Annotated in this window: 28 protein-coding genes; 16 read left to right on the top strand and 12 right to left on the bottom strand. The window is 63.4% G+C overall.

The window, feature by feature from the left end:
* Window positions 1-286 precede the first annotated feature (286 nt).
* The 6 genes from GQA94_RS21100 to GQA94_RS21075 all read left to right on the top strand — a co-directional run bounded on the left by GQA94_RS21100 (window position 287) and on the right by GQA94_RS21075 (window position 5944).
* Entirely contained in the window at window positions 287-1093 is an 807-nt protein-coding gene (locus GQA94_RS21100) for a CbbQ/NirQ/NorQ/GpvN family protein (RefSeq protein ID WP_158189849.1), read from the top strand.
* Complete coding sequence (locus GQA94_RS21095; RefSeq protein WP_158189848.1) at window positions 1077-1664, top strand: cytochrome c oxidase subunit 3; 588 nt, start codon at window positions 1077-1079, stop codon at window positions 1662-1664. Before GQA94_RS21100 ends, GQA94_RS21095 begins: the two co-directional genes overlap by 17 nt.
* Before the next feature lie 11 nt (window positions 1665-1675).
* Window positions 1676-1927: a cytochrome C oxidase subunit IV family protein gene (locus GQA94_RS21090; protein ID WP_158189847.1), complete on the top strand. Its 252-nt coding sequence runs from the start codon at window positions 1676-1678 to the stop codon at window positions 1925-1927.
* A 220-nt stretch (window positions 1928-2147) separates the two neighbouring features.
* Window positions 2148-2588, top strand: coding sequence for a c-type cytochrome (locus tag GQA94_RS21085; RefSeq protein ID WP_158189846.1), 441 nt, complete (start codon window positions 2148-2150; stop codon window positions 2586-2588).
* 3 nt (window positions 2589-2591) lie between these two features.
* Window positions 2592-4019, top strand: a complete 1428-nt coding sequence (locus tag GQA94_RS21080; RefSeq protein ID WP_158189845.1) for a cbb3-type cytochrome c oxidase subunit I — start codon at window positions 2592-2594, stop codon at window positions 4017-4019.
* A gap of 80 nt (window positions 4020-4099) precedes the next feature.
* Window positions 4100-5944, top strand: coding sequence for a nitric oxide reductase activation protein NorD (locus tag GQA94_RS21075; RefSeq protein ID WP_158189844.1), 1845 nt, complete (start codon window positions 4100-4102; stop codon window positions 5942-5944).
* A 145-nt stretch (window positions 5945-6089) separates the two neighbouring features.
* On the opposite strand, the gene GQA94_RS21070 is transcribed toward GQA94_RS21075, so the two are convergent.
* From GQA94_RS21070 to ytfE, 4 genes are all read right to left on the bottom strand, one after another.
* Window positions 6090-6281 carry a DnrP protein gene (locus tag GQA94_RS21070; protein WP_158189843.1) on the bottom strand — a complete coding sequence of 64 codons (192 nt, stop codon included), beginning with the start codon at window positions 6279-6281 and terminating at the stop codon, window positions 6090-6092.
* Between the two features lie 135 nt (window positions 6282-6416).
* A complete protein-coding gene (locus GQA94_RS21065; protein ID WP_158189842.1) occupies window positions 6417-7100 on the bottom strand; it encodes a Crp/Fnr family transcriptional regulator in 684 nt (227 codons plus the stop codon).
* Window positions 7101-7180: 80 nt separating this feature from the next.
* The gene (locus tag GQA94_RS23305) at window positions 7181-7384 is read right to left on the bottom strand and encodes a hypothetical protein (RefSeq protein WP_199270078.1); all 204 of its coding nucleotides are present in this window, start codon (window positions 7382-7384) and stop codon (window positions 7181-7183) included.
* Between the two features lie 10 nt (window positions 7385-7394).
* Entirely contained in the window at window positions 7395-8111 is a 717-nt protein-coding gene (ytfE, locus tag GQA94_RS21055; RefSeq protein ID WP_158189841.1) for an iron-sulfur cluster repair protein YtfE, read from the bottom strand.
* 148 nt (window positions 8112-8259) lie between these two features.
* Here ytfE and norR point away from each other — a divergent pair, with 148 nt between their 5' ends.
* From norR to ubiT, 5 genes are all read left to right on the top strand, one after another.
* On the top strand, window positions 8260-9789 hold the full coding sequence (gene norR, locus GQA94_RS21050; protein ID WP_158189840.1) for a nitric oxide reductase transcriptional regulator NorR: 1530 nt from the start codon (window positions 8260-8262) through the stop codon (window positions 9787-9789).
* 131 nt (window positions 9790-9920) lie between these two features.
* Window positions 9921-10130 carry a hypothetical protein gene (locus GQA94_RS21045; RefSeq protein ID WP_158189839.1) on the top strand — a complete coding sequence of 70 codons (210 nt, stop codon included), beginning with the start codon at window positions 9921-9923 and terminating at the stop codon, window positions 10128-10130.
* A gap of 201 nt (window positions 10131-10331) precedes the next feature.
* Entirely contained in the window at window positions 10332-11327 is a 996-nt protein-coding gene (gene ubiU, locus GQA94_RS21040) for a ubiquinone anaerobic biosynthesis protein UbiU (protein ID WP_158189838.1), read from the top strand.
* 23 nt (window positions 11328-11350) lie between these two features.
* Entirely contained in the window at window positions 11351-12241 is an 891-nt protein-coding gene (locus GQA94_RS21035) for a U32 family peptidase (RefSeq protein ID WP_158189837.1), read from the top strand.
* The gene (gene ubiT / locus GQA94_RS21030; protein ID WP_158189836.1) at window positions 12235-12729 is read left to right on the top strand and encodes a ubiquinone anaerobic biosynthesis accessory factor UbiT; all 495 of its coding nucleotides are present in this window, start codon (window positions 12235-12237) and stop codon (window positions 12727-12729) included. The genes GQA94_RS21035 and ubiT overlap by 7 nt, the downstream gene beginning before the upstream one ends.
* Before the next feature lie 20 nt (window positions 12730-12749).
* Here the strand turns inward: ubiT and GQA94_RS21025 are convergent, their stop codons facing one another.
* Together GQA94_RS21025 and GQA94_RS21020 are read right to left on the bottom strand one after the other, a co-directional pair.
* Window positions 12750-13145, bottom strand: coding sequence for a putative zinc-binding protein (locus tag GQA94_RS21025; protein WP_158189835.1), 396 nt, complete (start codon window positions 13143-13145; stop codon window positions 12750-12752).
* A 94-nt stretch (window positions 13146-13239) separates the two neighbouring features.
* Window positions 13240-13917 (bottom strand): Crp/Fnr family transcriptional regulator, encoded by a 678-nt coding sequence (locus GQA94_RS21020; RefSeq protein WP_158189834.1) that lies wholly within the window; start codon window positions 13915-13917, stop codon window positions 13240-13242.
* A gap of 233 nt (window positions 13918-14150) precedes the next feature.
* Between GQA94_RS21020 and GQA94_RS21015 the strand changes: the two genes are divergently transcribed.
* The 3 genes from GQA94_RS21015 (at window position 14151) to GQA94_RS21005 (ending at window position 17123) form a co-directional block, all read left to right on the top strand.
* Window positions 14151-16166, top strand: a complete 2016-nt coding sequence (locus GQA94_RS21015) for a ribonucleoside triphosphate reductase (RefSeq protein ID WP_158189833.1) — start codon at window positions 14151-14153, stop codon at window positions 16164-16166.
* A 97-nt stretch (window positions 16167-16263) separates the two neighbouring features.
* Complete coding sequence (gene nrdD, locus GQA94_RS21010) at window positions 16264-16431, top strand: anaerobic ribonucleoside-triphosphate reductase (protein ID WP_158189832.1); 168 nt, start codon at window positions 16264-16266, stop codon at window positions 16429-16431.
* The gene (locus GQA94_RS21005) at window positions 16428-17123 is read left to right on the top strand and encodes an anaerobic ribonucleoside-triphosphate reductase activating protein (RefSeq protein WP_158189831.1); all 696 of its coding nucleotides are present in this window, start codon (window positions 16428-16430) and stop codon (window positions 17121-17123) included. Before nrdD ends, GQA94_RS21005 begins: the two co-directional genes overlap by 4 nt.
* Window positions 17124-17240: 117 nt before the next feature.
* Here the strand turns inward: GQA94_RS21005 and GQA94_RS21000 are convergent, their stop codons facing one another.
* Genes GQA94_RS21000 through GQA94_RS20985 form a run of 4 tightly spaced genes read right to left on the bottom strand, consistent with a single transcriptional unit; the run spans window position 17241 to window position 20372 of the window.
* A complete protein-coding gene (locus tag GQA94_RS21000) occupies window positions 17241-18617 on the bottom strand; it encodes a 4Fe-4S binding protein (protein WP_158189830.1) in 1377 nt (458 codons plus the stop codon).
* Entirely contained in the window at window positions 18614-19471 is an 858-nt protein-coding gene (locus GQA94_RS20995; RefSeq protein WP_158189829.1) for an FTR1 family iron permease, read from the bottom strand. The genes GQA94_RS21000 and GQA94_RS20995 overlap by 4 nt, the downstream gene beginning before the upstream one ends.
* A gap of 21 nt (window positions 19472-19492) precedes the next feature.
* A complete protein-coding gene (locus tag GQA94_RS20990; protein ID WP_158189828.1) occupies window positions 19493-19825 on the bottom strand; it encodes a cupredoxin domain-containing protein in 333 nt (110 codons plus the stop codon).
* A 13-nt stretch (window positions 19826-19838) separates the two neighbouring features.
* On the bottom strand, window positions 19839-20372 hold the full coding sequence (locus GQA94_RS20985; RefSeq protein ID WP_158189827.1) for an iron transporter: 534 nt from the start codon (window positions 20370-20372) through the stop codon (window positions 19839-19841).
* Between the two features lie 304 nt (window positions 20373-20676).
* Between GQA94_RS20985 and mdtD the strand changes: the two genes are divergently transcribed.
* Window positions 20677-22089, top strand: coding sequence for a multidrug transporter subunit MdtD (mdtD, locus tag GQA94_RS20980; RefSeq protein ID WP_158189826.1), 1413 nt, complete (start codon window positions 20677-20679; stop codon window positions 22087-22089).
* 7 nt (window positions 22090-22096) lie between these two features.
* Here the strand turns inward: mdtD and GQA94_RS20975 are convergent, their stop codons facing one another.
* Complete coding sequence (locus GQA94_RS20975) at window positions 22097-22309, bottom strand: hypothetical protein (protein WP_158189825.1); 213 nt, start codon at window positions 22307-22309, stop codon at window positions 22097-22099.
* 387 nt (window positions 22310-22696) lie between these two features.
* On the opposite strand from GQA94_RS20975, the gene GQA94_RS20970 reads away from it, so the two are divergent.
* Window positions 22697-22915 carry a hypothetical protein gene (locus GQA94_RS20970; RefSeq protein ID WP_158189824.1) on the top strand — a complete coding sequence of 73 codons (219 nt, stop codon included), beginning with the start codon at window positions 22697-22699 and terminating at the stop codon, window positions 22913-22915.
* Between the two features lie 134 nt (window positions 22916-23049).
* Here GQA94_RS20970 and GQA94_RS20965 read toward each other — a convergent pair whose 3' ends face one another.
* Window positions 23050-24684, bottom strand: coding sequence for an AMP-binding protein (locus tag GQA94_RS20965; RefSeq protein WP_158189823.1), 1635 nt, complete (start codon window positions 24682-24684; stop codon window positions 23050-23052).
* Between the last annotated feature and the right edge of the window lie 255 nt (window positions 24685-24939).

Genomic DNA, 24939 nt, shown 5'->3' with positions numbered 1-24939 from the left:
TGCGATTCGCATCCTAGATAGGCCTTTGGCGAACGCGCTTGATGGCAATCAAGAGTCCCCTTGGCGTGACGCCGTGTCGCGGGGCGGTATGCGCCAAGGGAAGCGAAGCGGTGCCCGGCGAGGCGGGCGCAGGGGGGCGCGGAACGCTTATGGCGGCTTCAGAACGACCTGGATTCGAGCGGGCTTGACCGTAATCAAGCTTCGCTGGCGGACGGCTTGAGGGGCCGCGAAGTGACGGTTAGTTTGTTGGCCAATATTTAACCAACCGCCGCAGTGAGGTATTGCCATGAACGCGCCTGAGACCCTTGCCGGCATGACGGATGCACCGTTCTATCAACCGCAAGCCAACGAGCACGCGCTTTTCGAGCAGGCCTGGCGCCACGGTATGCCGGTGCTGATCAAGGGCCCGACCGGCTGTGGCAAGACCCGCTTCGTGCAGCACATGGCGCACCGGCTCGGCCTGCCGCTGTATACCGTGGCCTGCCACGACGATCTCAGTGCAGCGGACCTGGTTGGCCGTCACCTGATCGGTGCGCAGGGCACCTGGTGGCAGGACGGGCCGCTGACCCGTGCGGTTCGCGAAGGCGGCATCTGTTATCTCGATGAGGTGGTGGAAGCGCGCCAGGACACCGCCGTCGTGCTGCATCCGCTGGCTGATGATCGTCGCGAGCTGTTTATCGAGCGCACCGGCGAATCGCTCAAGGCGCCGCCGGGATTCATGCTGGTGGTGAGCTACAACCCGGGATACCAGAACCTGCTCAAAGGCATGAAGCCCAGCACGCGGCAGCGCTTCGTCGCCATGCGTTTCGACTATCCGTCAGCGGCTGAGGAGCAGCGTATCGTTGTCAACGAGGCTCGGGTGGATGCCGCACTGGCGGCGCAGGTGGTCAAGCTCGGGCAGGCGCTGCGGCGCCTCGAGCAGCATGATCTGGAGGAAGTCGCCTCGACGCGATTGCTGATTTTCACGGCGCGCATGATCGGCTCCGGCATGAACCCACGCGAGGCCTGCATGGCGTGTCTCGCCGAGCCGCTTTCGGATGATCCGCAAACCGTCGCCGCCCTGATGGACGTGGTCGATGTCCACTTCGCATGAGCGCCTGGAGCCGGCGGGCCGGCGTTTGCCGGGCGACCTGGCGATGTGGTTCTTCATCCTGGCCGAGCTGACTGTCTTCGCGCTCCTGATCCTGGCGTTCGCCGTCACCCAGAGGCTCGAACCCGAGTCGTTTCGCGAAAGCCGCGCGGCACTGGACCGCTCCATTGGCCTGGCGTTGACCCTGAGCCTGCTGACCTCCGGGTTGCTCGCCGCCCTGGCGGTGGAGCAGGTGCGCAACGCGCAACCACGACGCGGGGCCGCCCTGTTGTTGGCCGCGCTGGTGACATCATGCGTCTACGTGGTGCTCAAACTGAATGAGTACAGCCACCTTGCCGAACGGGGGCTGGGGCTCGAGTACAACACCTTTTATACGCTGTACTGGATTCTCACCGGCTTTCATTTCCTTCACGTTCTGCTAGGCATGGTCATCCTGGGCTGGATGGCCGAGCGCTGCCGGCGTTGCGCCTATCGCGCGGGCGACTGCGCCGGCCTCGAGTCCGGGGTCCTCTACTGGCACATGGTCGATATGGTCTGGGTGCTGTTGTTCCCGCTGGTCTACGTAATCGATTGACGAGGTCCGGGATGTCCGCTTCGAATGTGCTGATTCTCTGCTGGCTCGGGCTGGCCGCGCTGAGCACCCTAACCGTGGTGCTGGGCAGCGCCGGCTCGACGTTGCGGATCGCCGCTGGGGTATTGGCGGTTGCGCTGGTCAAGGCGTGGTTGATCTCCGATGGATTCATGGAGCTGCGCCATGCGCCGCCGGCGTGGCGCCTGCTGCTGCTCGGCTGGCCGTTGGCGATGGCCAGCGGCATCCTGCTGGCGCTGCTGGGGTAACCGCTGGACCGCGCGGTCCCTAGCCCTTCTGGCGCAGGCAAGCCGGCACCGGCGACACGCAGCGCCCTGCCATTCCCGGGCGCCCGCCCGAGACCGAACAGCTCCCGATCGATCCCGCTAAAGACCGAGTGTTTCGTTCAGGTTTTTCTTGATTGCTATCAAGCAGGTTTCGATAGCTGCCTTCTTAAACTGGCCACGCCAACGCCATGAGGAGGCGACCATGTCCGACACCTTTACCAAGGGGATGGCCAGGAACATTTACTTCGGGGGAAGCGTTTTCTTCTTCCTGGTATTCCTGGGCCTGACCTACCACACAGAACAGACCTTTCCAGAACGATCCAACGAATCGGAACTGACCGAATCGGTGGTGCGAGGCAAAGCGGTCTGGGAAAACAACAACTGCATCGGCTGCCACAGCCTGCTCGGGGAGGGCGCCTACTTCGCGCCGGAACTGGGCAACGTCTTCCTTCGCCGTGGCGAGGATGCAGCCTTCAAGCCCTTCCTGCAGGCATGGATGAAAGCACAGCCGCTCGGCGTTCCAGGCCGCCGCGCGATGCCGCAATTCAACCTGAGCGAGCAGCAAGTCGACGATCTTGCGCAGTTCCTCAAGTGGACCTCGAAGATCGACACCAACAACTGGCCGCCAAACAAGGAGGGCTGAGCGATGAGCATTCTGAATCCGCATCTCAAATTCCAATCGCAGGCTGTCGCAAAACCCTACTTCGTGTTTGCGCTGATGCTGTTCGTCGGGCAGATCCTGTTCGGCCTGATCATGGGCCTGCAGTATGTCATCGGTGATTTCCTGTTCCCGTTGCTGCCATTCAACGTGGCGCGAATGGTCCACACCAACCTGCTGATCGTCTGGCTGCTGTTCGGCTTCATGGGCGCGGCTTATTACCTCATTCCCGAGGAAGCGGACCGCGAACTGCACAGCCCCAAGCTCGCCATCGTCCTGTTCTGGGTGTTCGCCGCCGCGGGCGTGCTGACCATCCTCGGCTACCTGTTCATCCCTTACGCCGGGCTGGCCGCGATGACCGGCAACGACCTGCTGCCGACCATGGGCCGGGAGTTCCTCGAACAGCCTACGATTACCAAGATCGGTATCGTGGTGGTCGCCCTGGGCTTCCTCTACAACATCGGCATGACGCTGCTCAAAGGCCGCAAGACCGCTATCAGCATGGTGATGATGACCGGCCTGATCGGCTTGGCCGTGTTCTTCCTGTTCTCGTTCTACAACCCGGAGAACCTGGCGCGCGACAAGTATTACTGGTGGTTCGTGGTGCACTTGTGGGTGGAAGGTGTGTGGGAACTGATCATGGGCTCGATGCTGGCCTTCGTCCTGATCAAGATCACCGGCGTCGACCGTGAGGTGATCGAGAAATGGTTGTACGTGATCATCGCCATGGCGCTGATCACCGGCATCATCGGTACCGGTCACCACTTTTTCTGGATTGGTGCTCCCGAGGTCTGGTTGTGGCTGGGCTCGATTTTCTCGGCCCTCGAACCGCTGCCGTTCTTCGCCATGGTGCTGTTCTCGCTGAACATGGTGAACCGTCGCCGTCGGCAGCATCCGAACAAGGCCGCATCGCTGTGGGCCATCGGTACCACCGTGACCGCGTTCCTGGGGGCCGGCGTGTGGGGCTTCCTGCACACCCTGGCGCCGGTGAACTACTACACCCACGGCTCGCAACTGACTGCCGCGCATGGTCACCTGGCGTTCTACGGCGCCTACGCCATGATCGTGATGACCCTGATCAGCTACGCCATGCCACGCCTGCGGGGCCTGGGTGAAGCGCCGGATGCTCGGGCTCAGCGCATCGAGATCTGGGGCTTCTGGCTGATGACCCTGTCGATGGTCGCGATCACCCTGTTCCTCACTGGCGCCGGGGTGGTTCAGGTCTGGTTGCAACGCATCCCGGCAGACGGTGCGGCCATGTCGTTCATGAATACCGCGGATCAGTTGGCCGTCTTCTTCTGGCTGCGGCTGATTGCCGGAGTGTTCTTCCTGATCGGCCTGGTCTGCTATCTGTACAGCTTCAGGCAGCGTGGCCGGGTGCCGATGGATGTGCCTGCCACCGCCGCTGCGGCCTGAGTGCCATCGCGACCTGCAAACGGCCCGGCTGACGCGTGCGGGCCGTTATCGTTTACGCACTGCGCCACGGAGTGATTGCTATGGCCTTTACCGTCGAAGTGGAAGAGTGGGTCGGCAGCATCTGGCACCGTTTCATCACGCGTCGCGCCAGTCCCGATTTCCCCGAGGCGAGCGTCGATCTACAGAGCATGCAGCGGTCGTTGTCGGTGCTGTTCCGGGCCATGGGCGGTGCCAGCGGCATCGGTGTCGAGGCCGCCAATGCGCGTGATCTGATGCTGCGGCGCAACCTGCTGCAACAGGTCGCTGGCACCTGCAAGCAGTTGCCAGTCGCCTGGTGCGACGCGAGCACCCTGCGTCTGCCGCAGCGGCTCGCGGTCTATCCCGAAGTTTCGCTCAATCAGGACCTCTATCGCTGGCTGGCGCTGCTCGCGGCGCAAGCGGGCGAGATGCGCCACTGGGCGCGGGACAACCAGCGCTGGACCCAGGCCATCCTGCAGCGCTTTCCCGCCATGCGGCCACGTTACGCACGGCTGGTCGACGCGCATCTGCAACTACGACCGGACCCGGCTACGCTGCCGAGCGCCGAGGGGGCGCTGGAGCGGGCCATCTGCCAGGCGCTGCGCGAACCGGGCAGCGTCTGGCAGTTTCCGCGCAGCGAAGTAGCGCCCTGGCCGCTGCCCATGTGGTTGTATCCGGGCGAACGTCTCGGCGCACCGCAGGCAACCGAGCTGACCGAAGAGGACCAAGACAACCGCCTGCAGGCGCCACCTGCCGAGCACAACGGCATGCGCAAGCGCGCCAGGCGCGTCGAGGACAGCACCAAAAAGGGCGGCCTGATGCTGTTCCGTCTGGAAAACCTGTTCAGCTGGTCCGAGCACGTCGAACTGGATCGCCAGGGCGATGACAGCGAGAACGAGGACGCCTCGCGCGTCGCCGAAGACCTCGATGAAATCGCCATGTCGCGTCAGCGCATGCAGAAGGGCGGCGGCCTCAAGCTCCACCTCGACCTGCCACCCTCGGACGTCGACGATATTCCGCTCGGCGACGGCATAAAGCTGCCGGAGTGGGATTACCGCAAGCAGCGTATGCAAGCCGATTTTGTCAGCTTGCAGATGATGATGCCGCGCGGCTGCGAGCCGATGGGCCTGCCGCTGCGGTTAGCCCCGCTGGCACGCAAGCTGCGGCGTCAGTTCGAACACCTGCGCAACGACCGACAATGGCTGCGCGGACAGCCGCAGGGCGCGGAGCTGGACATGCAGGCATGGCTCGATTTCTACGTCGAGCGGCAGCATGGCCAATGCGCCGAGCGCGGCTTGTTCATGGAGCAGCGACAGACTCGTCGCGACCTGGGCTGCCTGCTGCTGGCCGATCTTTCGATGTCGACCGATGCGCACCTGGACGACGAGCACAAAGTCATCGACGTCATTTGCGACAGCCTGCTGCTGTTCGGCGAGGCCTTGTCGGCGGTGGGTGACGATTTCGCGCTGTATGGCTTCTCGTCGCTGCGTCGGCATCAGGTGCGCATGCAGGAACTCAAAACGTTCGGCGAGCGTTACGGTAATGACACGCGTGGCCGCATCCAGGCGCTCAAACCGGGCTACTACACCCGCATGGGCGCCGCGATTCGTCAGGCCACCGGACTGCTCGGCAACGTTAAGCATCGGCGCAAACTGTTGTTGCTGGTCACCGACGGCAAGCCCAACGACCTCGATTTGTACGAAGGTCGCTACGGCGTCGAAGACACCCGTGAAGCCGTGCTCGAAGCGCGGCGACAGGGCGTGTTGCCGTTCTGCATCACCATCGACCGGGAGGCGGGCGACTACCTGCCGTACATGTTTGGCGCCAACGGCTACACCTTGATCGAAGACCCGCGACAGCTTCCGTTCCGTCTGCCACAGCTATACAAGCAGTTGACCCAGGCGTAGGGCGGCCGTCGCGCTTTGCACCCATCGGAACTTGCCCGGTGACTCGGTGATGCGTGATCCCCCGCGGGCCTGCGTGAGGCCGGACCAGCGCGCGTCGCAGGTGATGACATCGGCCAATTTCGCAGGGGTCTTAAGCCCACCATCCCTAGAACAGATGGCGCGGCAGCCAGACGATCATCACCGCGCAGAAGACGGCAAGCCCGGTGCAGAACCAGACGAATCGGCGCTGTCGTCGCTCCGGTGCACCGTCGGCGTAGGCCGGAAGGGGCATGCCACATTGGCTGCATTCGGATTGTTGCGGCGGATGGGGTTGCTGGCAGTACAGGCACTTGGGCATTGCGATGTCCTCTTGCATCAGCGGCAGCTTGCCATGGCCTGTGACCGATTCTGGTTGACCGCAATCAACCACGGGAAAAGCCGCACGGCCGGGCGGGTCGGCCACGGCGCCGCACGGTCGTCATCCGCCTGGCGATCATTCGAACTGTTCGAGGCGCTGGCGATCGAGAATAACGATCTGCCGGCCTTCCTGGGTGATGATGCCTTCGTCGATCAAGCGGCGGATGATTCTGGAGAAGGTCTCCGGCTGGATCGACAGGTGGCCGGCGATCAGCTGCTTGGCCATCGGCAGTTCGAAGCTGTTGCCTTCATCCTTCAGGCGCGCCAGTTGGGTCATCAGATAGCGCACCACGCGGTGGGTGGCATTCTTCAACGACAATGTCTCGATTTCATTGATGCGCTGGTGCAGGCGTACGCTCAGCTTGCCGAGCAGTGCGAAGGACAGCTTCTGGTTCGCTTCGAGCAGGCGCATGTAGGCCGCGTTGGCAAACCGGTAGACCTGGGTTGGGCAGACGGCCTGCGCCGAAGCGACGTAATTGGGTGTGTCCATGAGCATCATCGCTTCGGCGAAGGTCTGCCGGTTGCCGATCACCTCGAAGACTTTTTCCTGCCCGTCCGGGGTCAGCCGGTAGATCTTGACCGCGCCGGATATCACGAAATAGAACGAGTGGGCCGGTTCGCCCTGGTGGAACAAGTTGTCGCCCTTGTCGAGGTTGAGCAACTGGCTCGCACTCATCAGTTGGTCCATCTGTTCGTCGCTCAACGGCTCGAACAGATGGTGACTGCGAAGAATCTGGTTGTGTACGCGGTGCAGTATCATGCAAAGCATCCTGTTCTAATAATGATCGCGCTCGGGCGGCCCGCTTGAGCGATCGGTCGCCGCGCACCGCCGAGGTTGTATCAGGCTAGCCCGCGATGGGCGCTGACGTATTGATGCGCGCCGGTGTCGCGGTTCGGCGGCGAAACCGCATCAGGGGAGCGCGTCTGGGCGTGCGCGTTCGCCGCCGGGTTGCCGACGGCCAACTCCAGTGCCACGCCGCTGGCCAGCGCCAGGATCAACGCCACGGCCAAGCCCCACGCCAAGGGTTGGATGATCCCTTTCATGTCCTCTCCATTACCGCGCGAGCGGTGCGCCGGGTCGATCCGGTTCGCTGCCGCTGGGCCGAGCGGACGCGCTGAGGAACAGGATGTTGTTCTCCAGGTGAATGTGCTGCATCAGGTCGTCGCGCAGCTCCTCGAGGCCCCGATAGAGGGCGCGCCAGGTGTTGCATGCGCCCGCCGGCACGGTGATGTCATCGGTCAGCTCGGCCAGGCGCTCCAGCGCGGCACCGTGCTGGTCATGCTCGTAGCGCATCATCGCGATGGGCCCCTGGGTCTGCGGCAGCGCCATGTCGCGACGCAGCAGGGGAAACAGGATCTGTTCTTCCTTGAGCATGTGGCTTTCCAGTTCCTGCTGCATTCGCCAGAGATGCTCGGCGAGCCCCGCCGGGCAGCCCTCTGTCTTGCCATGCACCTGCTCGACGCGGTTGGCCAGGCGGATCAGTTCAGGGAGCTGCTCGCGATGACGCTCGTGGAAGCGCTTGAGGATGTGTTCGATCAGCGTGCCTATCGGCGCGTTTCGCCAGTCCGGCTCGGCCGCCGGGTCGCGGCTGAGCGCCGCGAGTTCATCCGCCAGGGCCTTGAGGTCAAGGTTGCGCTGCCGGGCCGCCTCGCGCAGCGAGGTATTGCCGCCGCAGCAGAAGTCCAGCTTGTGATGGCGAAACACACGGGTGGCCCCGGGGATGAGGCAGGCGAGATTGCCCAGGGTTTGCTCGGTAAGCGCGGTGGTCATGGCAAGGGCTTCCACGGTTCAGGTTGATGAGCACAACGCAAGCCGTATGCCATACACAAGTCATTGATTATAAAAGGATTAAAATTACAGATGGTAGAACTTACCCGGTTGGTTTAGGGTAAATAAAACCCAAAGGGTATGAGATACCATGCTGGAAGAAACATTGCTGGCCGACCTTATTACCGAGCTGCCCAATGCGGTTCGCCTGCAGCGTCTCGTGCATACCCTGCACCAGCGTTTTCGCTGCGGCGCGGTGGTGCTGCTGCGTCTCGACGAAGGCACGCTGCGCCCGTTGGCGGCCGTGGGGCTGGTGCAGGAGGTGCTCGGCCGGCGCTTCGTGGTAGCTCAGCACCCGCGGCTCGCTGCGATCCTGTCGCAACGCGATCCCACCTGGTTCGAGCCCGATAGTCGGCTTCCCGATCCCTACGATGGATTGCTCGACGCGCACGCCGGCGAACCCTTGCCGGTACACGATTGCATGGGCGTCAGCCTGTACGTGGAAGGCAAGCTTTGGGGCGCGCTGACCCTCGATGCACTGCATGCCGGCACCTTCGATGACGAGGCGCGACGCGATTTGCAGCGCTATACGTTGGTGATCGAGGCGGCGATTCGCACCACTCGGCTGGAGCATGAAAATCGTGGCTTGCGCCTGGCTCGCAGCGATGCGCTGGAGCCCATGCAGGTGCCGGGCGACAGTGAGATTCTCGGCCAGAGCCAGGTCGTTGCCGAGTTGCTGAGGGAGTTGGAGGTGGTCGCCGATTCCGAGTTGCCGGTGCTACTGCTAGGCGAAACCGGCGTGGGCAAGGAGCTGTTCGCGCGCTGGCTGCACCGTCATTCTCGGCGCCGGAACAAGCCGCTGGTGCTGGTCAATTGTGCGGCATTGCCCGAGTCGTTGGCCGAAAGTGAGCTGTTCGGCCACGTCAAGGGGGCTTTTTCTGGTGCCACGACGGACCGGCCCGGTCGTTTCGATGCGGCCAATGGCGGCACCCTGGTGCTGGACGAGGTCGGGGAGCTGCCGCTGGTGGTCCAGGCCAAGCTGCTCCGCACCCTGCAGAACGGCGAGATTCAGCGGCTCGGAGCAGACAAGCCGCGGCAGGTCGACGTGCGGATCATCGCCGCGACCAATCGCAACCTGCGGGAAAGCGTGCGCGATGGGCATTTCCGAGCCGATCTCTATCACCGCCTGTCGGTCTACCCGGCGCCGATTCCACCGCTGCGCGAACGCGGCAATGATGTGTTGATCCTGGCCGGCTACTTCCTTGAACTGAACCGCGCCCGATTGGGCCTGCGCAGCATGCGGTTGTCGCCGGCGGCGGAACGGGCGCTGTTGGGATATGGCTGGCCCGGCAACGTACGGGAACTGGAGCATGTCATCAGCCGCGCGGCGTTGCGATTGCTCAGCCGTGGTGCCTCGCGCAGTGAGATTCTCACCCTCGAACCCGATCTGCTCGACCTGGACAGCGTGCAGGGCGCCTCGCTCGCTCCCCTTGCCGAACCGCAGCCGTTGCCGACCGAAGCTGGGATCGTCTCGCTGCGCGAAGTGGTCGATGACGCTCAGCGGCAGGCGATCATCCGTGCGTTGCAGGCCAGTGGCGAAAACTGGGCGCAGGCGGCGCGGTTACTGGATGTCGACGCCAGCAACCTGCACAAGCTGGCGAGGCGCCTGAGGCTCAAGTAACCCGTGCGGTGGGCGCCTCGTCTGCAACGCAGGTGGCAAGCGGGCGGTCGCTCTTTGCCGCCAATCGGTACGAGTCGTACCGGCTGTGGGGTGGTCTAAGCTGCAGACCACTACCCAACGAGGAGATTTCCATGGCCCTGGACCATGACCAGTTCGACGCGCTGCTGACCGAGGCGCTGGCCCATGCCGAACGCGCGGCCAGCGAGAACGACCCGCAACATTATCAGCAGGCATTCGTCGCCAGCCTCAAGGCGATGCGCCTGCTGGCCGAAGAGTCCGGCTCGTGGCGGCAGATGGTGGCGCGTGCGACGGAAGAGTTCGAGGGAGACGAGGGCATATGACAGCACGCCGCAGGTCGTGAGCGACAGGCGATGCCCGTCTATCCAGGCTCATCGAGCGTGCCGGTGACGCGCTGCTCCCGCCCTTGACCTTCATCAATGCCGACCTCGGGTCGGCTACCTAGACTGCCGCCTCTCGTCCGACCGGGACGGGCGCCGCGCCGCTGGCCCGGCGAGCATGAACCGCACGTCTAGGGAGTTGCCATGCACTTGGTCTGCCCGGCAGGTAGCCTGCCCGCGCTAAAGGCCGCCGTCCAGCAGGGCGCCGATGCCATCTATGTCGGTTTTCGGGACGACACCAACGCCCGTCATTTCGCCGGCCTGAATCTGGATGACAAACAGCTGGACAAGGGTCTGCAACTGATCCGCGAGAAAGGCCGTCAACTCTATGTGGCCGTCAATACCTATGCCCAGCCGGAGGGCTGGTCGCGCTGGCAGCGAGCAGTGGACCGGGCGGCCGACATGGGCGTCGATGCGTTGATTGCCGCAGACCCCGGCGTGCTGGGCTATGCGGCCAAGCGCCATCCTCAGCTCACGCTGCACCTGTCCGTCCAGGGCTCGGCGACCAATGCCGCAGCCTTGGCGTTCTACCACCAGCGCTACGGCATCAAGCGCGCGGTATTGCCTCGGGTCCTGTCGCTCAGGCAGGTCAAGCAGGTCGCCGCCAGCAGCCCGGTACCGATCGAAGTCTTCGCCTTCGGCAGCCTGTGCATCATGGCCGAAGGACGCTGCCATCTATCGTCCTACCTCACCGGCGAGTCACCGAACCTGTGCGGGGTCTGCTCGCCTGCCAAGGCGGTGCGCTGGAGCGAAGAGCCGGAAGGCCTCACCTCGCGCTTGAACGGTGTGCTCATCGATCGCTACGCCGAGGGCGAATCCGCGGGCTACCCGACCCTCTGCAAGGGGCGCTTCATGGTCAACGGCAAACGCTTCCATGCACTGGAAGAGCCCACCAGCCTGAACACCCTTGCGCTGATTCCGGAACTGGCAAGCATCGGCGTCACCGCGATGAAGATCGAAGGCCGCCAGCGCAGCCCCGCTTATGTCGAGCAGGTGACCCGGGTCTGGCGCGCAGCGCTCGATGCCTATCTGCAGGCGCCGCAGCATTACGTAGTCCAGCCCGGCTGGCGCGAGGTGCTGGGTGGGCTCTCCGAGGGCTCGCAAACGACGCTCGGCGCTTATCACCGAGCGTGGCAGTGAATCTTTCCGCGAGGAGCCAACCCATGAAACTCAGCCTCGGCCCCGTGCTGTTCTACTGGGATCGCCAGCGTACGCTGGACTTTTATGCCGACATGGCCAGCCAGCCGCTGGATGTCATTTACCTGGGGGAGACCGTCTGCTCCAAACGCCGTGACCTGAGCCTGGACGATTGGATCGGACTGGCGCGCGAGCTGGCCCAGCAATCGGCGGCGCAGCCCGTGCTCTGCGGCCTGACGCTGGTCGAGGCCGCATCGGAGCTGTCGGGTTTGCGCCGCCTGTGCGACAACGGCGAGCTGCTGGTGGAAGCCAACGACATGGGCGCGGTGCACTACCTGTCCGAGCGGCGCCTACCCTTCGTTGCAGGACCGGCACTTAACCTTTACAACGGCTACGCCCTGGCCGAACTGGTCCGCAGCGGTATGCAGCGCTGGGTACCGCCGGTTGAAATGTCTGGAGCGATGCTCCGGGACGCGCGCGCGCAGCTGTCGCGGCTCGATGTCGCGATGCCGGAAATCGAGGTGTTCGCCTATGGCCACCTGCCGCTGGCCTATTCGGCGCGCTGTTTTACCGCGCGTGCTGAAAACCGGCCGAAAGACGATTGCCAGTTCTGCTGTCAGCACTATCCCGAAGGTATCGCGCTGCTGAGCCAGGAAGGCGAGGCTCTGTTTACCCTCAACGGCATCCAGACCCTGTCCGCCTCGGTCAGCAACCTGCTGGCGGACTACCCGGCGCTGGTCGAAAGCGGCGCCGACTTGCTGCGCTTGAGCCCACGGGCGTCGGGGATGGGCGAGGTGATCGCTGCATTCGATACGGTTCGCAAGGGTGGCTTGCCACCGCTCGCCGTCGAAGGCTGCAACGGGTACTGGCACGGCGAACCGGGCATGCGGCGCGCAGAGGAGGCCGGCTTATGCTGAAGCCTCGTGCGCGGCTGTTGAAACTGGGTGAGCACCTGCTACCGCTGGCTGCACGAACGCCGTTCCTGCTGCAGCGCATCGCCCTTGAGCGCAGTCTCGGACAGGTGTTTGCCGAGCCCCTGGCCGAGGGCGCCTTCGAAGCGCTCGAGGGGCACTGGATGCGCCTGGAAGTGGTCGACCTCAAGCTTGCCTGGTCCCTGACCTGCGATCGCCAGCGATTGCGTATCGCCGAGCAGGCGCCGGTGGAGGTGACCATCAAAGGCAACTGGCGGGAGTTTTTGTTACTTGCCAGTCGCCAGGAAGATCCGGACACCTTGTTCTTCCGTCGTCGGCTGGTAATCGAGGGCGATACCGAGCTGGGGCTGGCGATCAAGAACCTGATCGACAGCCTTGACCCGGACCTGTTGCCGCCTTGGTTGTGGAAGCTGTTGCGCAGCGCCGGAGAGGAAGTCGCACAAGCCGGCACTGAACGGATGGCCAATGCCTGATCAGGCATGGGCGCGCGGCGCTACACCGAATGCGGCCGGTCTTGCCGTCTCATGCGATCGCTGGCGAGGATGTTGCACATGTCTTCGAACAGCGCATCGGCTTCGGCCCCGGAGCAGTCTTCACGGTAGCGCTTGCGCAAACCGTAGCGGCTGAGAGTGATGTGCACATCGGCGGTCACCGCGTGCTGGGCCAGGCAGGCGCGGGCGCAATGCAGCGGGCAGCCGTCGTTCGCCAGGATCGGTCGACCCGAGTTGGCCTTGTTGACCAACGAGCCGACCCGCCCGCCGATACCGGCAATGCAGGACATCTCAGCCAGACCGGCGCGATCGAGGCGCACCGCGAGCGTATTGGCCAACTGCGCAACGTTGGAGCAGCCCGAGCAGGAATACACCAGGGGCAGGCGAGGCGTCGGCATGCTGTTCTCCTTATCCGACAGGTCTGCGCAGTATCCCGTCCAGATCCCTGACGGCCCTTGACGATCATCAAGAGCTGGGACAATTCGCCGCAGGTCAATCCCGGTAGGTGGCCAGGCCCTGGCTGTCGAGTATTTCGATGCGGCGGCGATGCACGTTGATCATTCCCGACTCGATCAGCCGATGGAGGATGCGGGAAAACGTTTCCGGTTGGATACCCAGCTTGGAGGCGATCAGCCGCTTGGGGATATCGAGGGTGACCACGCCGCTGTCGTCCTCCTGCGACTGGTAGAGAAAACGCACCACGCGGTGGCTGGCGTTGGCCAGCGTCAGGGTGTCGATCTCGTTCATCCGCTGGTGCAGGCGGATACTCAGCGTGGCGAGAATGTCCAGGCAGATGCTTGGGTGCTGTTCGAGCATGCGCCGGTAATGCGGGCCATGCAGGCTGGCGACGAGGCTGGCCTTCAACGCGCTGGCGCTGACCGGATAGTTCGGCGCGCCAGTGAACAGCAGCGCTTCGGCGAAGGATTCGCCGCCACGGATCACCTCCACCAGCTTCTCCTGGCCGTCGCTGACCACGCGGTGCAGCTTCACCTGGCCGCTGAACAGAAAATAGAACCGTTCCGCCCTGTCTCCCTGGTGGAACAGCGATGCGCCCGCGGGCAACCGTTTGAGGTTGGCCGATGCGCAGACCTCCTGCATCGCCGGTTCGGGCAGTCGGCTGAACAGATGATGGCGGCGAAGCGCGGCAACAAGGGAGGTTTCGGTAAGCATGGGGCCTCCGCCGGGATGCGTCCGGGATTGTTCGAAGCTGCATGCTAGAAGCCGGGGCGAGGGGCCTTCCTTGATTACGAACAAGCGCGAGCGTCGCGGCTGAAGGCAGCCTGGCGCTGAAATGACACCGGAGCCGAATTGACAACGGTCAATTCAGTTTGCTCGGTCAGGCCCTACATTTACACCATATTGTGGTTTAGCTTGGAATTTTATCTACATATGGTGGTGTCGTGATGTCCGCGCATGAGGAAGTAAATCGCCCCGTCTCGCTGCATAAGCGCGATGGGCGTCTGGTGGCGTTCGAGCTCGCCAAGATCGGCTCGGCAATCGAGGCGGCTGGCCGGGCCACCGAGGCGTTCGATGGCGCCACGGCCGCTGTACTGGCTGCTGAGGTCCTGGCGCGCTTGCCCGTACCGGTGGTTGAAGTGGAGCGGGTGCAGGATGCGGTCGAGCGCGTATTGATGGAGTCGGGGTATTACGCGACGGCGCGTGCCTATATCGTCTATCGCGAGCAGCATGGCCGGTTGCGTCGCGATCGCAAGACGATGCTCGATGTCGCCGCTTCGATGAACGAGTACCTGACCCGCGAAGACTGGCGCGTGCGAGCCAACGCCAACCAGGGTTATTCGCTGGGCGGATTGATTCTCAACGTCTCCGGCAAGGTCACTGCCAACTACTGGCTGGACGAGGTGTACAGCCGGGAAATCGGTACCGCGCATCGCGAGGGCGATCTGCATATCCACGATCTGGACATGCTGGCCGGGTACTGTGCCGGTTGGTCGTTACGCACCTTGCTCAACGAGGGGTTCAACGGCGTCGCCGGGCGGGTCGAGGCGGGGGCGCCGAAACATCTCTCGAGTGCGCTGGGGCAGATGGTCAATTTTCTCGGCACCTTGCAGAACGAGTGGGCCGGTGCCCAGGCATTCAGCTCATTCGATACGTATCTGGCGCCCTTCGTGCGCAAGGACAAGCTGACGTTTGCGCAGATCCGTCAGGCGATCCAGGAGTTCATTTACAACCTCAACGTGCCGTCGCGCTGGGGCACCCAGACGCCCTTCACCAACCTGACGTTCGACTGGGTCTGCCCGGATGATCTGCGCGAGCAGGTTCCCCGTATCGGCGGCCAGGAGATGCCCTTCGCCTACGGCGATCTGCAGGCCGAGATGGAATTGATCAACCGTGCCTACATCGAGGTGATGCAGGCCGGCGACGGACTCGGTCGTGTATTTACGTTCCCGATCCCCACCTACAACATCACGCATGACTTTCCCTGGGACAGTGAGAATGCCGATCGGCTGTTCGAAATGACCGCTCGTTACGGGTTGCCGTACTTCCAGAATTTTCTCAACTCCGACATGCAGCCCAATCAGGTGCGTTCGATGTGCTGTCGGCTGCAACTGGACGTGCGCGAACTGCTCAAGCGTGGCGGCGGCTTGTTCGGCTCCGCAGAGCAGACGGGATCGTTGGGGGTTGTGACCATCAACTGCGCGCGTCTGGGCTATCTCCACCAGAGCGATCGCAGCGGGCTATATGCGCATCTGGACGCATTGCTGGACATGGCCATGCGCAGCCTGGAGGTCAAGCGCAAGGTCATTCAGCACCATATGGATGCCGGACTTTACCCTTATACCAAACGCTACCTCGGCACCCTGCGCAATCACTTTTCCACCATCGGGGTAAACGGTTTGCACGAGATGGTGCGCAACTTCACCGAGGACGCCGAAGGGCTGCACACCACGGCGGGGCGCGCGCTGGCCATCGATCTGCTTGACCATGTACGGGCAGCGCTGGTGCGTTTCCAGGAGCAAACCGGGCACCTGTACAACCTGGAAGCGACACCGGCCGAGGGCACCACCTACCGATTCGCCAAGGAAGACCGCAAGCGTTTTCCGGACATCCTCCAGGCGGGTTCGGCACAGGCGCCGTATTACACCAACTCATCGCAATTGCCGGTGGGCTTCACCGATGACCCCTTCGAGGCGCTGATGCTTCAGGACGAGCTGCAGACCCGATACACAGGCGGCACGGTGCTGCATCTGTACATGGCCGAGCGGATTTCCTCTGCGCAGGCCTGCAAGCGCCTGGTGCGCACGGCGCTCGAGCGCTTTCGGTTGCCCTACCTGACCGTCACCCCGACTTTTTCCATCTGCCCGGTGCACGGCTACTTGAGCGGTGAACATGAATTCTGTCCGAAGTGCGACGAGCAATTGCTCGGCAAACAGCAACCTTGCTGCGCCGAATCAATGTAGCCGCGTGCGCACCGGCGATCATTGGCACATCGACCTCACACGGCTCGCCAGCACCCTGGCGTCCAGCACGCCTTACCCACCCAAGGAGTCAATACACATGAACCCGACCAATCGACTGCCGGAAGCTCAACGCCAGCGCTGCGAGATCTGGACCCGCGTCATGGGCTACCACCGCCCGGTCGCGGCATTCAATCCTGGAAAGCAGTCCGAACATCGCGAGCGCCGGCACTTCACCGAAGCGGCGGCACAGGCAGCGGTGGTGTGACTGCAGGGCTACGGGTCGGCGGGCTGGTCCCTCTGACCACCCTGGACTTCCCCGATCACCTGGCGTGCGTATTGTTCTGCCAGGGCTGTGGCTGGCGTTGTCGGTACTGCCACAACCCACAGCTGATCCCGGCACGCAGCGAGCAGGAGAGGGGGTGGAGCGATATCCTCGCGTTTCTCCGGGAGCGTATCGGCCTGCTCGAAGCCGTGGTCTTCAGTGGTGGGGAGCCGACCTTGCAACTGGCGCTACCCGAGGCGATCGCCGACGTCCGCGCGATGGGTTTCAAGGTTGGTCTGCACAGCGCGGGAATCAAGCCCAGGCTGTTCCGCCAGGTCCTGCCGCTGGTGGACTGGGTCGGCTTCGATGTCAAGGCGGCGCCCGAGCGAAGCACGCTGATCACTGGCGTCGAAGGCAGCGGGGCGGCCAACTGGAAGAGCCTCGAAGCGCTGCTGGCCTGCGGCGTCGAGCATGAGTGCCGAACCACCGTGCATTGGCAGCTGTTCGATGCCGAGCAGCTATGGGATCTGGCACAACGCCTGCGGGCACTGGGTGTCGAGCGTTTCGCCGTTCAGTACGTACGCACCGCGACGATGTGCGACGAAACCCTCGCCGAAAGCCGCCCACCGTACGATCAGCAGAAACTCTGGGATCGGCTCGGTCGACTGTTTCCCTCTTTCGTTCTGCGCGGTTGAGCCCATCACCGGAACGGTGCCGAGCCGGGGTTGCGCAAGGGCAGGGGCCGTTGCGCTGCAGCCCACCAGGCGCTATCCGAGCTGGTGGGCTTCAGCCCATCCTCGGTAACGAACGAGTCAACTCCAGCCCCAGAACTGCAGGAACCAGCCGTAACCGACTACCGCGGTTGCCGCCCCCACGCAACTGAATGCCAATACCCGGCGTAGACCATTGGCACCGTGACGGCTGATGACCCGCCAGGCCAGGTGAAGACTCCAGGCGATGGCACCGGCCAGCAAGAGCGCGCGGACCGGTTGCGCCCAGGCGAGCACGAACCCTTCGTAGCGCAGCAGCTTGACCGTCGTCGCTGACAAACCGAGGAACAGCCCGGCCCCGGCCAGCGGAGTCAGGCTCAGCGCCAGGTGGTGAAATACGCGTTCGGCCCGGTTCATCAGCCGCACCGCTACGCGCAGCAGCAACCACAGGGCACCGCCAATCAGCAGCGAGCACGCCCCGATGTAGGTGAGGATGGCCGCACCATCGAGCCAGGTGAAGGCGTCGTTGGCTTGCGGATAATGGGTCAGTAGCCACCAGGGCGCATTGGCCTGGAGCGGCCAGAAGATGTCGCGGTCGACCAGCCATTCGGCAGCGGTTTGCTTGAGCGCGATGAACCACGGGCTGACCGTCCATTGGAAAGCGCCCATCGCCAGGCCGATCATGCCGAACAGCAACAGCGTGCTGTCCCAATGCCCATGCTGCGGTTGCTCGCCGACGATGAGGATTTCCTGATTCGGTGACCGCGCGGCAAGCGCGACCGCGCCCCGCTGACCACTGCAGCGGCCGCAGGCGTGGCATTCGCTGTTGCCTTGCATGCGTCGGATGTCGATCAGCGGGGCGCAATTGGGCGTAGCCAACCGTGGGCCTTCGTTGGCCTGCCAACGTTGTTCATCGACCTTGTAATGCAGCGGTGCAAGGCGTGCGAGCAGACCGAATACGCCGCTGACCGGGCACAGGTGCCGACACCAGACGCGCTTGCCGCGACCGTAGAAGAACCCGACCAGCATTGCCGCGACCGTCGAGCCGCCAAGAATCAGCGCCGCGGCACGACCGTAGTCGTAGACGCTGATCAACTGACCGTAGACGGTGGTCAAGACGAAGGCGATGGTGGGCCAGCCACTCCAGCGAATCCATTTCGGGGTGCCCTTGTTCAGTCCGCGCCAGCTGATCCATTCGCTGAGCGCGCCTTCCGGGCAAAGCAGCCCGCACCAGAGCCGGCCGAAGATGACCATCGACAGCAACACGAACGGCCACCACAGGCCCCAGAACAGGAACTGGGCGAACACGGTGATGTTGTCGAGCATGCGCGCCTCGGAAGGCGGCAGCGACAGCACCGCCGGTATCAGCAGCAGGACCAGATAGAAACCGACCACCAGCCACTGGATCAGGCGGATGGTCTTGGCATGCTGGCGCAGCAGATCACCGATACGCGCCAGCCACGGGGTATGGACGATCATGCGGTGCGGGCCTCCAGGCGAGCCTCCGGACTGGGTCGCAACCAGGCCCAGACGGCCAGCCAATACAGGGCCATGAGGATCACCGACGCCAGCGAAGGCATTGCGCGGTAACCCGTCAGTCCGGCGATGGTGCTGCCCAGCGTGCCGCCATCATCGAGGACGGAAGAGGTGTCCCACAGCGGATCGCCGAAGACCGTGTAGAGCACTTCCGGCACATCCATGCCCATCAGCTGACCGCTGAAACGGTCGAGCCCGGCCATCAGCAGGGCGGCGCCGAGCAGCAACAGCAAGGCTTCGCTGACGGTGAAGAAACGCCTCCAGGAAAACACCCGACTGCCGGCCTGCAAGGCGAAGTAGCTGAGCAGCGCAAGGGCGAAACCGAGCAGCCCGCCAATGACGAAACTGGTCAGGTCCGTGCCCTGTTGCTGGTGGCCGATACCGTAGAGAAACACCACGGTTTCGCTGCCTTCACGCGCGACGGCGAGCATCGCCAACAGCAGCAGGCCGACGCCGTTGCCCTGGTCGAGGTGGCTTGCAGCGCTGTCGACCAGCTTGCGCTTGAGGTCGCGCCCGTGGTGGTGCATCCAGCCCACCATCTGCAGTATCAGCGCGCTGGCCACCAGCAGCATGGCGCACTGGAACCATTCGCCCGCTGGGCCTGCGAGCCACTCGCTGGCGCTGAGAATGCCCCAGCCCAGCAGCGTCGCCAGGCCCAACCCGGCCCACACGCCGCCCCATAGCATGCGCAGTGCATACCGGTTGTCCGGTTGCTGGCTCAGCCAGGCGTGCAGTATGCCGATGACCAGCAACGCCTCGACGCTTTCGCGCCAGACAATGAACATCGATTGGCCCATGTCGCTTCTCCTGTGAGGGAACTACTTGGCGATGATTTCCCCTTCCGGGAGGTCCATGTGGAACTCGTCGAAGAAGGGGTAGCGGCCCGGTTTGAGCGGATGGATCACAACAAACGAGGTGACGCCGGCCGAGAGCACCTTTTCCACCCGAAGGGGCGTGCTTTCGAATTCGGTCGGGCCGTTTCCGGCGTTGTTGATGACGATTTTGAAGCGTTGACGGGCCGGCACTTCAAGGGTCGCAGGCTCGAAATGGCCGTCACGGATGGTCAGCTCGTAGGTCGGCAAACCCGCCTGGGCACCACCGGCGATGCCGGCAGTGAGCAGGGCGAGGGCGGGAAGCAGATGGCGTCGCATGCTGACCTCCAGCTCAATAGCCGCCTTTTTTGCCGATGCCGGCGTAAGTGAACTCGTAGTTCAGCTCGCAGCGCTCGAACCATGGAGCGACGCCCGTTTCCTTGTCGACGTGGCGTCCGAACATGGCGTGCCCGCCGCCCGGTGGCAGGATGGTGAAGGTCAACTGGTACTTGCCAGGGCCCATCAGCTTGACGTTATCGCCATAGTGCGGCCCATCGTTGGCAACCATGGGATGGAAGTCCCCTTCGATTTTCTCGTCCGATCCCTTCTTGGTCAGCGCGTAGCGGATGTTCAGGTAGGACACGAAGCTGCCTTCCTGCCAGCCGTTGCGGTTGTCCTCGGTGGCAGCAATATCGGCTTCCAGATGAACGTCGGATTGCGCCGCATCGAGCATCATGCCGGCAGGCTCCATTTCGACCGGCTGCAGGTACACCGCGCCGACCTCCATGCCACCGCATTGCTGCGGTTCACCGATGGGATATTCCTTGGCCTGGGCGAGGGGAGCCAGGACCAGCGAAGCGATAGCGAGCGTAACGGGAATGCGCATGAAGCCTCCATGAAGGGCGTGGTAATTGACAGCCCGAGTGTTACATTTGCGGGTGTGAACGATAATGATTCTCGTCAATTATGGGTGAAATACTTTGTTACGTATACCGCGATACCTTGCGGGTAACTGGCTCGCAGAGGCGCAGGCTCGCGGATGACGGGGGGCTGGCGTCTTCCGCTGCGTTACGTTGTCACACCCTTTGAGCGTGCCGTCGTGGCGGATGAATCGGCGCGCTCCGGGCATTGCCCGTGTGCGTTGAGCGCGACGCGGCCTTACCATGTGTCTTTTCGAGTCGGGGGAGCCTATGCCTCAAACCATTGCACTGGACGCCCGAACCGCCCGTGTGCTGCCCTGGCTGGTGGCGATCGCCTTCTTCATGCAGACGCTCGACGGCACCATTCTCAATACCGCGCTGCCCGCCATGGCCCGAGACCTCGCCGAAGACCCGCTGCGCATGCAGGGAGTCGTCATCGCCTACATGCTCACCGTGGCGTTGCTGATTCCGGCGTCGGGATGGGTCGCCGATCGCTTCGGCACCCGGCGTGTGTTTTTCACCGCGATCGTGTTGTTCACCCTTGGCTCGTTGCTCTGTGCGATGAGCGTGACCTTCAACCAACTGGTGATGTCGCGTGTGCTGCAGGCGGTCGGCGGCGCGCTGATGCTGCCGGTCGGGCGGCTGGTGGTCCTGCGTGCTTATCCCCGCAGCGAGTTCGTAAGGGTGATGACCTTCATTGCGCTGCCAGGCATGGTCGGTCCGTTGATCGGGCCAACGCTCGGGGGCTGGCTGGTGCAGTACGCGTCCTGGCACTGGATATTTCTGATCAATCTGCCGGTGGGATTGATCGGCTGCATGGCCGCATTTCGCTTCATGCCCGATCTGAAAAGCGCCGAGCGGATTCGCTTCGATGCCGTCGGCTTTGTGCTGTTCGGGGGCGCGATGGTACTGATCACCGTCGCCCTGGAGGGGTTAGGGGAGATGCACATGCCGCACGCGCGCGTCCTCCTGCTCATGGTGTTTGGCAGTGCCTGCCTGGCGGCCTATTGGCTACGCGCCGGGCATGTCGACAGGCCGTTGTTCAGCCCGACGCTGTTTCATACCCGCAGCTTTGCCGTCGGCATCTTCGGCAACCTGTTCGCGCGCCTGGGAAGTGGCGCGTTGCCCTTCATGCTGCCGCTGCTGTTGCAGGTCGCGCTGGGGTATTCCCCTGCGCAAGCGGGCATGACCATGATTCCGCTGGCACTCGGTGCGATGCTCATCAAACCCCTGGCCAAGCCGCTGATAGACCGGCTCGGCTATCGGCGCATCCTGGTCGCCAACACCCTGCTGCTCGGCAGTCTGATCGCCAGCCTCGCAACGATCGATGCGCATACGCCAACGGTGCTCTTGCTGGCGCACCTGAGCGTGATAGGCATGGTCAATTCCATGCAGTTCACGGCGATGAACACCGTGACGCTGGTTGGCTTGAGCAACGAGAACGCCAGCAGCGGCAACAGCCTGCTGTCGGTGGTGGTGCAGTTGTCGATGAGCCTGGGCGTGGCGTCGGCAGGCGCGTTACTGGGCGGCTTCACGGCCCCGAGTGCAGACGGTGAGGCTGTCCTGCAGGCGTTTCACCTCACGTTCCTGTGTATCGGCGGGATGTCGATGCTGGCCGCATCGCTGTTCTTCCAGTTGGACAGCAAGCAGGTCATGGCGGCCCGGCTCATCGACGACGAGTGACAGGTGGTTAGCCGGCGCAGACGTCGACTTCGTCCTCCACCGGCAGCTCGTCCGTCACGATCACCCGGGCGTGGTGGTTGTTTTCCTCCTCCATCCGCAGACCGAAATAGCGCGTGTCGTATGCATCCCAGAACGCCTCGACCTGCGCCATCGTGGCGGCCTCGAGAAGGACCTCCAGGCTGTGTTCCAGGACAATGGTGTAGAGTTTTTCAGAAGACATGGTTCGCAGGCTCGTGCTCGATTCAGAAACAGCCGCCCATTCGGCTGTGATGTCATTCTGACAGCCTGCGCCTCTTTATCTGCGCCCGCTTATCGCTTTCCCGTCTCATTCCGCTGAACGGTCTGCCGAAGTTGCGGTCGTCAACGCGTATTTCGGGTGTGCGAGAACGTCGATATCCCGAGTGCCATTTTGCTATCGCTATCTGTCGTAATAATTGACATATCGCCGGGCATTCATGGCTGAGTGCCGGCTCAAACCCGGTGCCGTGGCGTTCATCACCGGCTGCCTTTGTTTACCTGTTCAAGTAAACATTATCGACCTGTCGCCAAACAGGACATACCTTCTCCGCGTGCCGGACGGGCCGGTAGGTGTAGAAGGAGCTTGAAGATGAGCGCGATGAGCGTGTCCTGGCTGGTGGTGGGCGTGTCCCTGTGTGCGGTCCTGGTGCTGGCGATACTGCTATGGGTGCAATGGCTACAATGCCGGCACTGCAACAAGGAGCTGGACGTGCTGCGCGACGTGCAGGGCAGGCTCGGTGGCGTCATCCAGCGGCTGGAGCAGGAGAACATCGAGCTCGCCGCCGGCCTGCGCGCGGAAAAGAGGTAGGTGCTTTTCGTAGGAGGCCCGCCCCGGGGCGAAGTTTTTTGAGGGCCCGCGCCGCCGCCGTTCGCCGCGGGGCGCGCCTCCCACAGGTACGACGCGCACCGCGTATTGGCTTTGCCCGCCACGCCATGCGTGTGCTACGAGTGCTCCGCCGCTGATGGCTGTTGAGCCGCCTTTTCCCGATCACGCAGAAGAAACCGCTGAATCTTGCCGCTCGGGGTCTTGGGAAGCTCGGCGACGAACTCGATCTCGCGCGGGTAGGCATGGGCGGACAGGCGTTCACGTACATGCCGTTGCAGCTGTTCAGCCAGCGCCGTGTCGCCCACCTGACTGCCATGCAGCACCACGAAGGCCTTCACCAGCTCGGTGCGTTCGGGGTCAGGCTTGCCGATCACGGCCGCTTCGATCACGGCAGGATGCTCCACGAGTGCGCTCTCGACATCGAACGGCCCGACGCGGTAACCGGACGTCGTGATGACATCGTCGGCGCGGCCCACGAAGCTGATGCTACCGTCATCGTTCAACTCCACCGTGTCGCCGCTCAGGTAATAGTCGCCGACAAACGCCTTGGTCCGCGTCCCCACATAGCCCGCGAACCAGAGCAACGGCGAACGTCGACGGTCCAGCGCCAGCATGCCCGGTTTGCCTGGCTCCAGCTCGCGTTGCTGGTCATCCAGGACCACGACCCGATGCCCTGGCATGGCATATCCGGCCGTTCCGATACTGACGCTATGGCGCAATGCGTGATGGTTACAGAGCACCATGCCGAGTTCGGTCTGGCCATAATGATCATGGATCGTGCAGCCAAGGCCGCTGCTGAACCAGCGGATAACCTCGGGCGTGAGCGGTTCGCCCGCGCTGCTCACGGCGCGCAGACGTCCCTTGATCGCGCTTTCCACCTCGCTGCGGGCCGCCAGCAGCAAGCGGAATGCGGTCGGCGACCCTGCCATGTTGGTGATGCCGTACTCGCTCACCACACGGCAGGTACTGTCCACCGTGAAACTGCCTTCGTAGAACAGCGTGCTGTGCCCCATGGCCAGCGGCCCGGTGACAGCGTAGTACAGGCCATACGCCCAGCCCGGATCGGCGATGTTCCAGAAGTTGTCTTCGGGCCGAAGGTCCACTGCGTCCCGCATGTAAGTGACGAATGCCACGATGGCCTTGAGCGGCACGTGCAACTGTTTCGCGGGTCCGGTGGTGCCTGAGGTGAACATCGCCAGAAAAGGCGACTCGCCACTGAGCAGCACGGGCTCGAATACATTCGGCTGACGGTTCACCTGCGTCCAGAAACCATCGGGACCGTTGCCGACCACCAGGCGCCTGGGCGCCGCCTCGATGGCGTCCAGCTTCTCGCTGTTGGTCGTGTCGGTAACCACCATCCTGGCGCCGGACTCCCGGATTCGATGCTCGACCGCCTTGGGCCCGAAGGCCGTGAACAGTGGCTGGTAGATCGCACCCAGGCGCCAGGTCCCGAGGATGGTGACCAGCAGTTCGGGCGTGCGCGGCAGCAAGCCGGCAACGGTATCGCCCGGCTTTATCCCGAGACTGTCCAGCAGATTGGCAAAACGCGCCGCGGCGTCCTTGAGCTGCCCGAACGTCCAGGTGGCGCGCTGGCCGTCGCGGCCCTCCCAGATCAGGGCGATCCTGTTCGAATCCGCGTGGCGGTCGCAGCACTCGATACAGGCATTCATGGCTGACAGGTCGCCTGAGAGGATCGCCGATACCGTCTGGTCGTAGTCGAACGCATTGGCCGCAATCGCATAGTCGCGCATGGCTGACTCCTGGGTTTCTTGTTATTGGTTCCCCGGATATTGGCGCCGCGTCGCGCGGCCAACAATGGCAAAAGCCATCAAGCGCGATGATCGGTTTGGACAAATGCCGATGGCGCTGGCGAATGCTCACGCAACGCGCCTGCAGGCTTGCGGGGTCGAATTACAGCGTAGCAGCCCTCAATGGGGTGCACTAATAGGATGCTTGGGTTCCCCAGGATGCTCGAAGATAAAGCGCAACGTCCCGCCTGAACTTGC

The organism is Stutzerimonas stutzeri (genome assembly GCF_009789555.1).
GTDB lineage: Bacteria > Pseudomonadota > Gammaproteobacteria > Pseudomonadales > Pseudomonadaceae > Stutzerimonas > Stutzerimonas stutzeri_R.
This window is presented reverse-complemented; position numbering and strand designations above follow the sequence as displayed.

Excerpts from the sequence above, each read along its gene's own strand:
- GQA94_RS20995 (WP_158189829.1), bottom strand. The coding sequence starts at position 19,471 with ATGGGCCAATCGATGTTCATTGTCTGGCGCGAAAGCGTCGAGGCGTTG.
- GQA94_RS23305 (WP_199270078.1), bottom strand. The coding sequence starts at position 7,384 with ATGAAAGGGATCATCCAACCCTTGGCGTGGGGCTTGGCCGTGGCGTTG.
- GQA94_RS21070 (WP_158189843.1), bottom strand. The coding sequence starts at position 6,281 with ATGCCCAAGTGCCTGTACTGCCAGCAACCCCATCCGCCGCAACAATCC.
- GQA94_RS20975 (WP_158189825.1), bottom strand. The coding sequence starts at position 22,309 with ATGTCTTCTGAAAAACTCTACACCATTGTCCTGGAACACAGCCTGGAG.
- GQA94_RS21020 (WP_158189834.1), bottom strand. The coding sequence starts at position 13,917 with ATGCTTACCGAAACCTCCCTTGTTGCCGCGCTTCGCCGCCATCATCTG.
- mdtD (WP_158189826.1), top strand. The coding sequence starts at position 20,677 with ATGCCTCAAACCATTGCACTGGACGCCCGAACCGCCCGTGTGCTGCCC.
- GQA94_RS21095 (WP_158189848.1), top strand. The coding sequence starts at position 1,077 with ATGTCCACTTCGCATGAGCGCCTGGAGCCGGCGGGCCGGCGTTTGCCG.
- GQA94_RS21080 (WP_158189845.1), top strand. The coding sequence starts at position 2,592 with ATGAGCATTCTGAATCCGCATCTCAAATTCCAATCGCAGGCTGTCGCA.
- GQA94_RS20970 (WP_158189824.1), top strand. The coding sequence starts at position 22,697 with ATGAGCGCGATGAGCGTGTCCTGGCTGGTGGTGGGCGTGTCCCTGTGT.
- GQA94_RS21045 (WP_158189839.1), top strand. The coding sequence starts at position 9,921 with ATGGCCCTGGACCATGACCAGTTCGACGCGCTGCTGACCGAGGCGCTG.
- GQA94_RS20965 (WP_158189823.1), bottom strand. The coding sequence starts at position 24,684 with ATGCGCGACTATGCGATTGCGGCCAATGCGTTCGACTACGACCAGACG.
- GQA94_RS21090 (WP_158189847.1), top strand. The coding sequence starts at position 1,676 with ATGTCCGCTTCGAATGTGCTGATTCTCTGCTGGCTCGGGCTGGCCGCG.
- norR (WP_158189840.1), top strand. The coding sequence starts at position 8,260 with ATGCTGGAAGAAACATTGCTGGCCGACCTTATTACCGAGCTGCCCAAT.
- GQA94_RS21085 (WP_158189846.1), top strand. The coding sequence starts at position 2,148 with ATGTCCGACACCTTTACCAAGGGGATGGCCAGGAACATTTACTTCGGG.
- GQA94_RS21065 (WP_158189842.1), bottom strand. The coding sequence starts at position 7,100 with ATGATACTGCACCGCGTACACAACCAGATTCTTCGCAGTCACCATCTG.
- nrdD (WP_158189832.1), top strand. The coding sequence starts at position 16,264 with ATGAACCCGACCAATCGACTGCCGGAAGCTCAACGCCAGCGCTGCGAG.
- ubiT (WP_158189836.1), top strand. The coding sequence starts at position 12,235 with ATGCTGAAGCCTCGTGCGCGGCTGTTGAAACTGGGTGAGCACCTGCTA.
- ubiU (WP_158189838.1), top strand. The coding sequence starts at position 10,332 with ATGCACTTGGTCTGCCCGGCAGGTAGCCTGCCCGCGCTAAAGGCCGCC.
- GQA94_RS21075 (WP_158189844.1), top strand. The coding sequence starts at position 4,100 with ATGGCCTTTACCGTCGAAGTGGAAGAGTGGGTCGGCAGCATCTGGCAC.
- ytfE (WP_158189841.1), bottom strand. The coding sequence starts at position 8,111 with ATGACCACCGCGCTTACCGAGCAAACCCTGGGCAATCTCGCCTGCCTC.
- GQA94_RS20985 (WP_158189827.1), bottom strand. The coding sequence starts at position 20,372 with ATGCGCATTCCCGTTACGCTCGCTATCGCTTCGCTGGTCCTGGCTCCC.
- GQA94_RS21015 (WP_158189833.1), top strand. The coding sequence starts at position 14,151 with ATGTCCGCGCATGAGGAAGTAAATCGCCCCGTCTCGCTGCATAAGCGC.
- GQA94_RS21025 (WP_158189835.1), bottom strand. The coding sequence starts at position 13,145 with ATGCCGACGCCTCGCCTGCCCCTGGTGTATTCCTGCTCGGGCTGCTCC.
- GQA94_RS21035 (WP_158189837.1), top strand. The coding sequence starts at position 11,351 with ATGAAACTCAGCCTCGGCCCCGTGCTGTTCTACTGGGATCGCCAGCGT.
- GQA94_RS20990 (WP_158189828.1), bottom strand. The coding sequence starts at position 19,825 with ATGCGACGCCATCTGCTTCCCGCCCTCGCCCTGCTCACTGCCGGCATC.
- GQA94_RS21000 (WP_158189830.1), bottom strand. The coding sequence starts at position 18,617 with ATGATCGTCCATACCCCGTGGCTGGCGCGTATCGGTGATCTGCTGCGC.
- GQA94_RS21100 (WP_158189849.1), top strand. The coding sequence starts at position 287 with ATGAACGCGCCTGAGACCCTTGCCGGCATGACGGATGCACCGTTCTAT.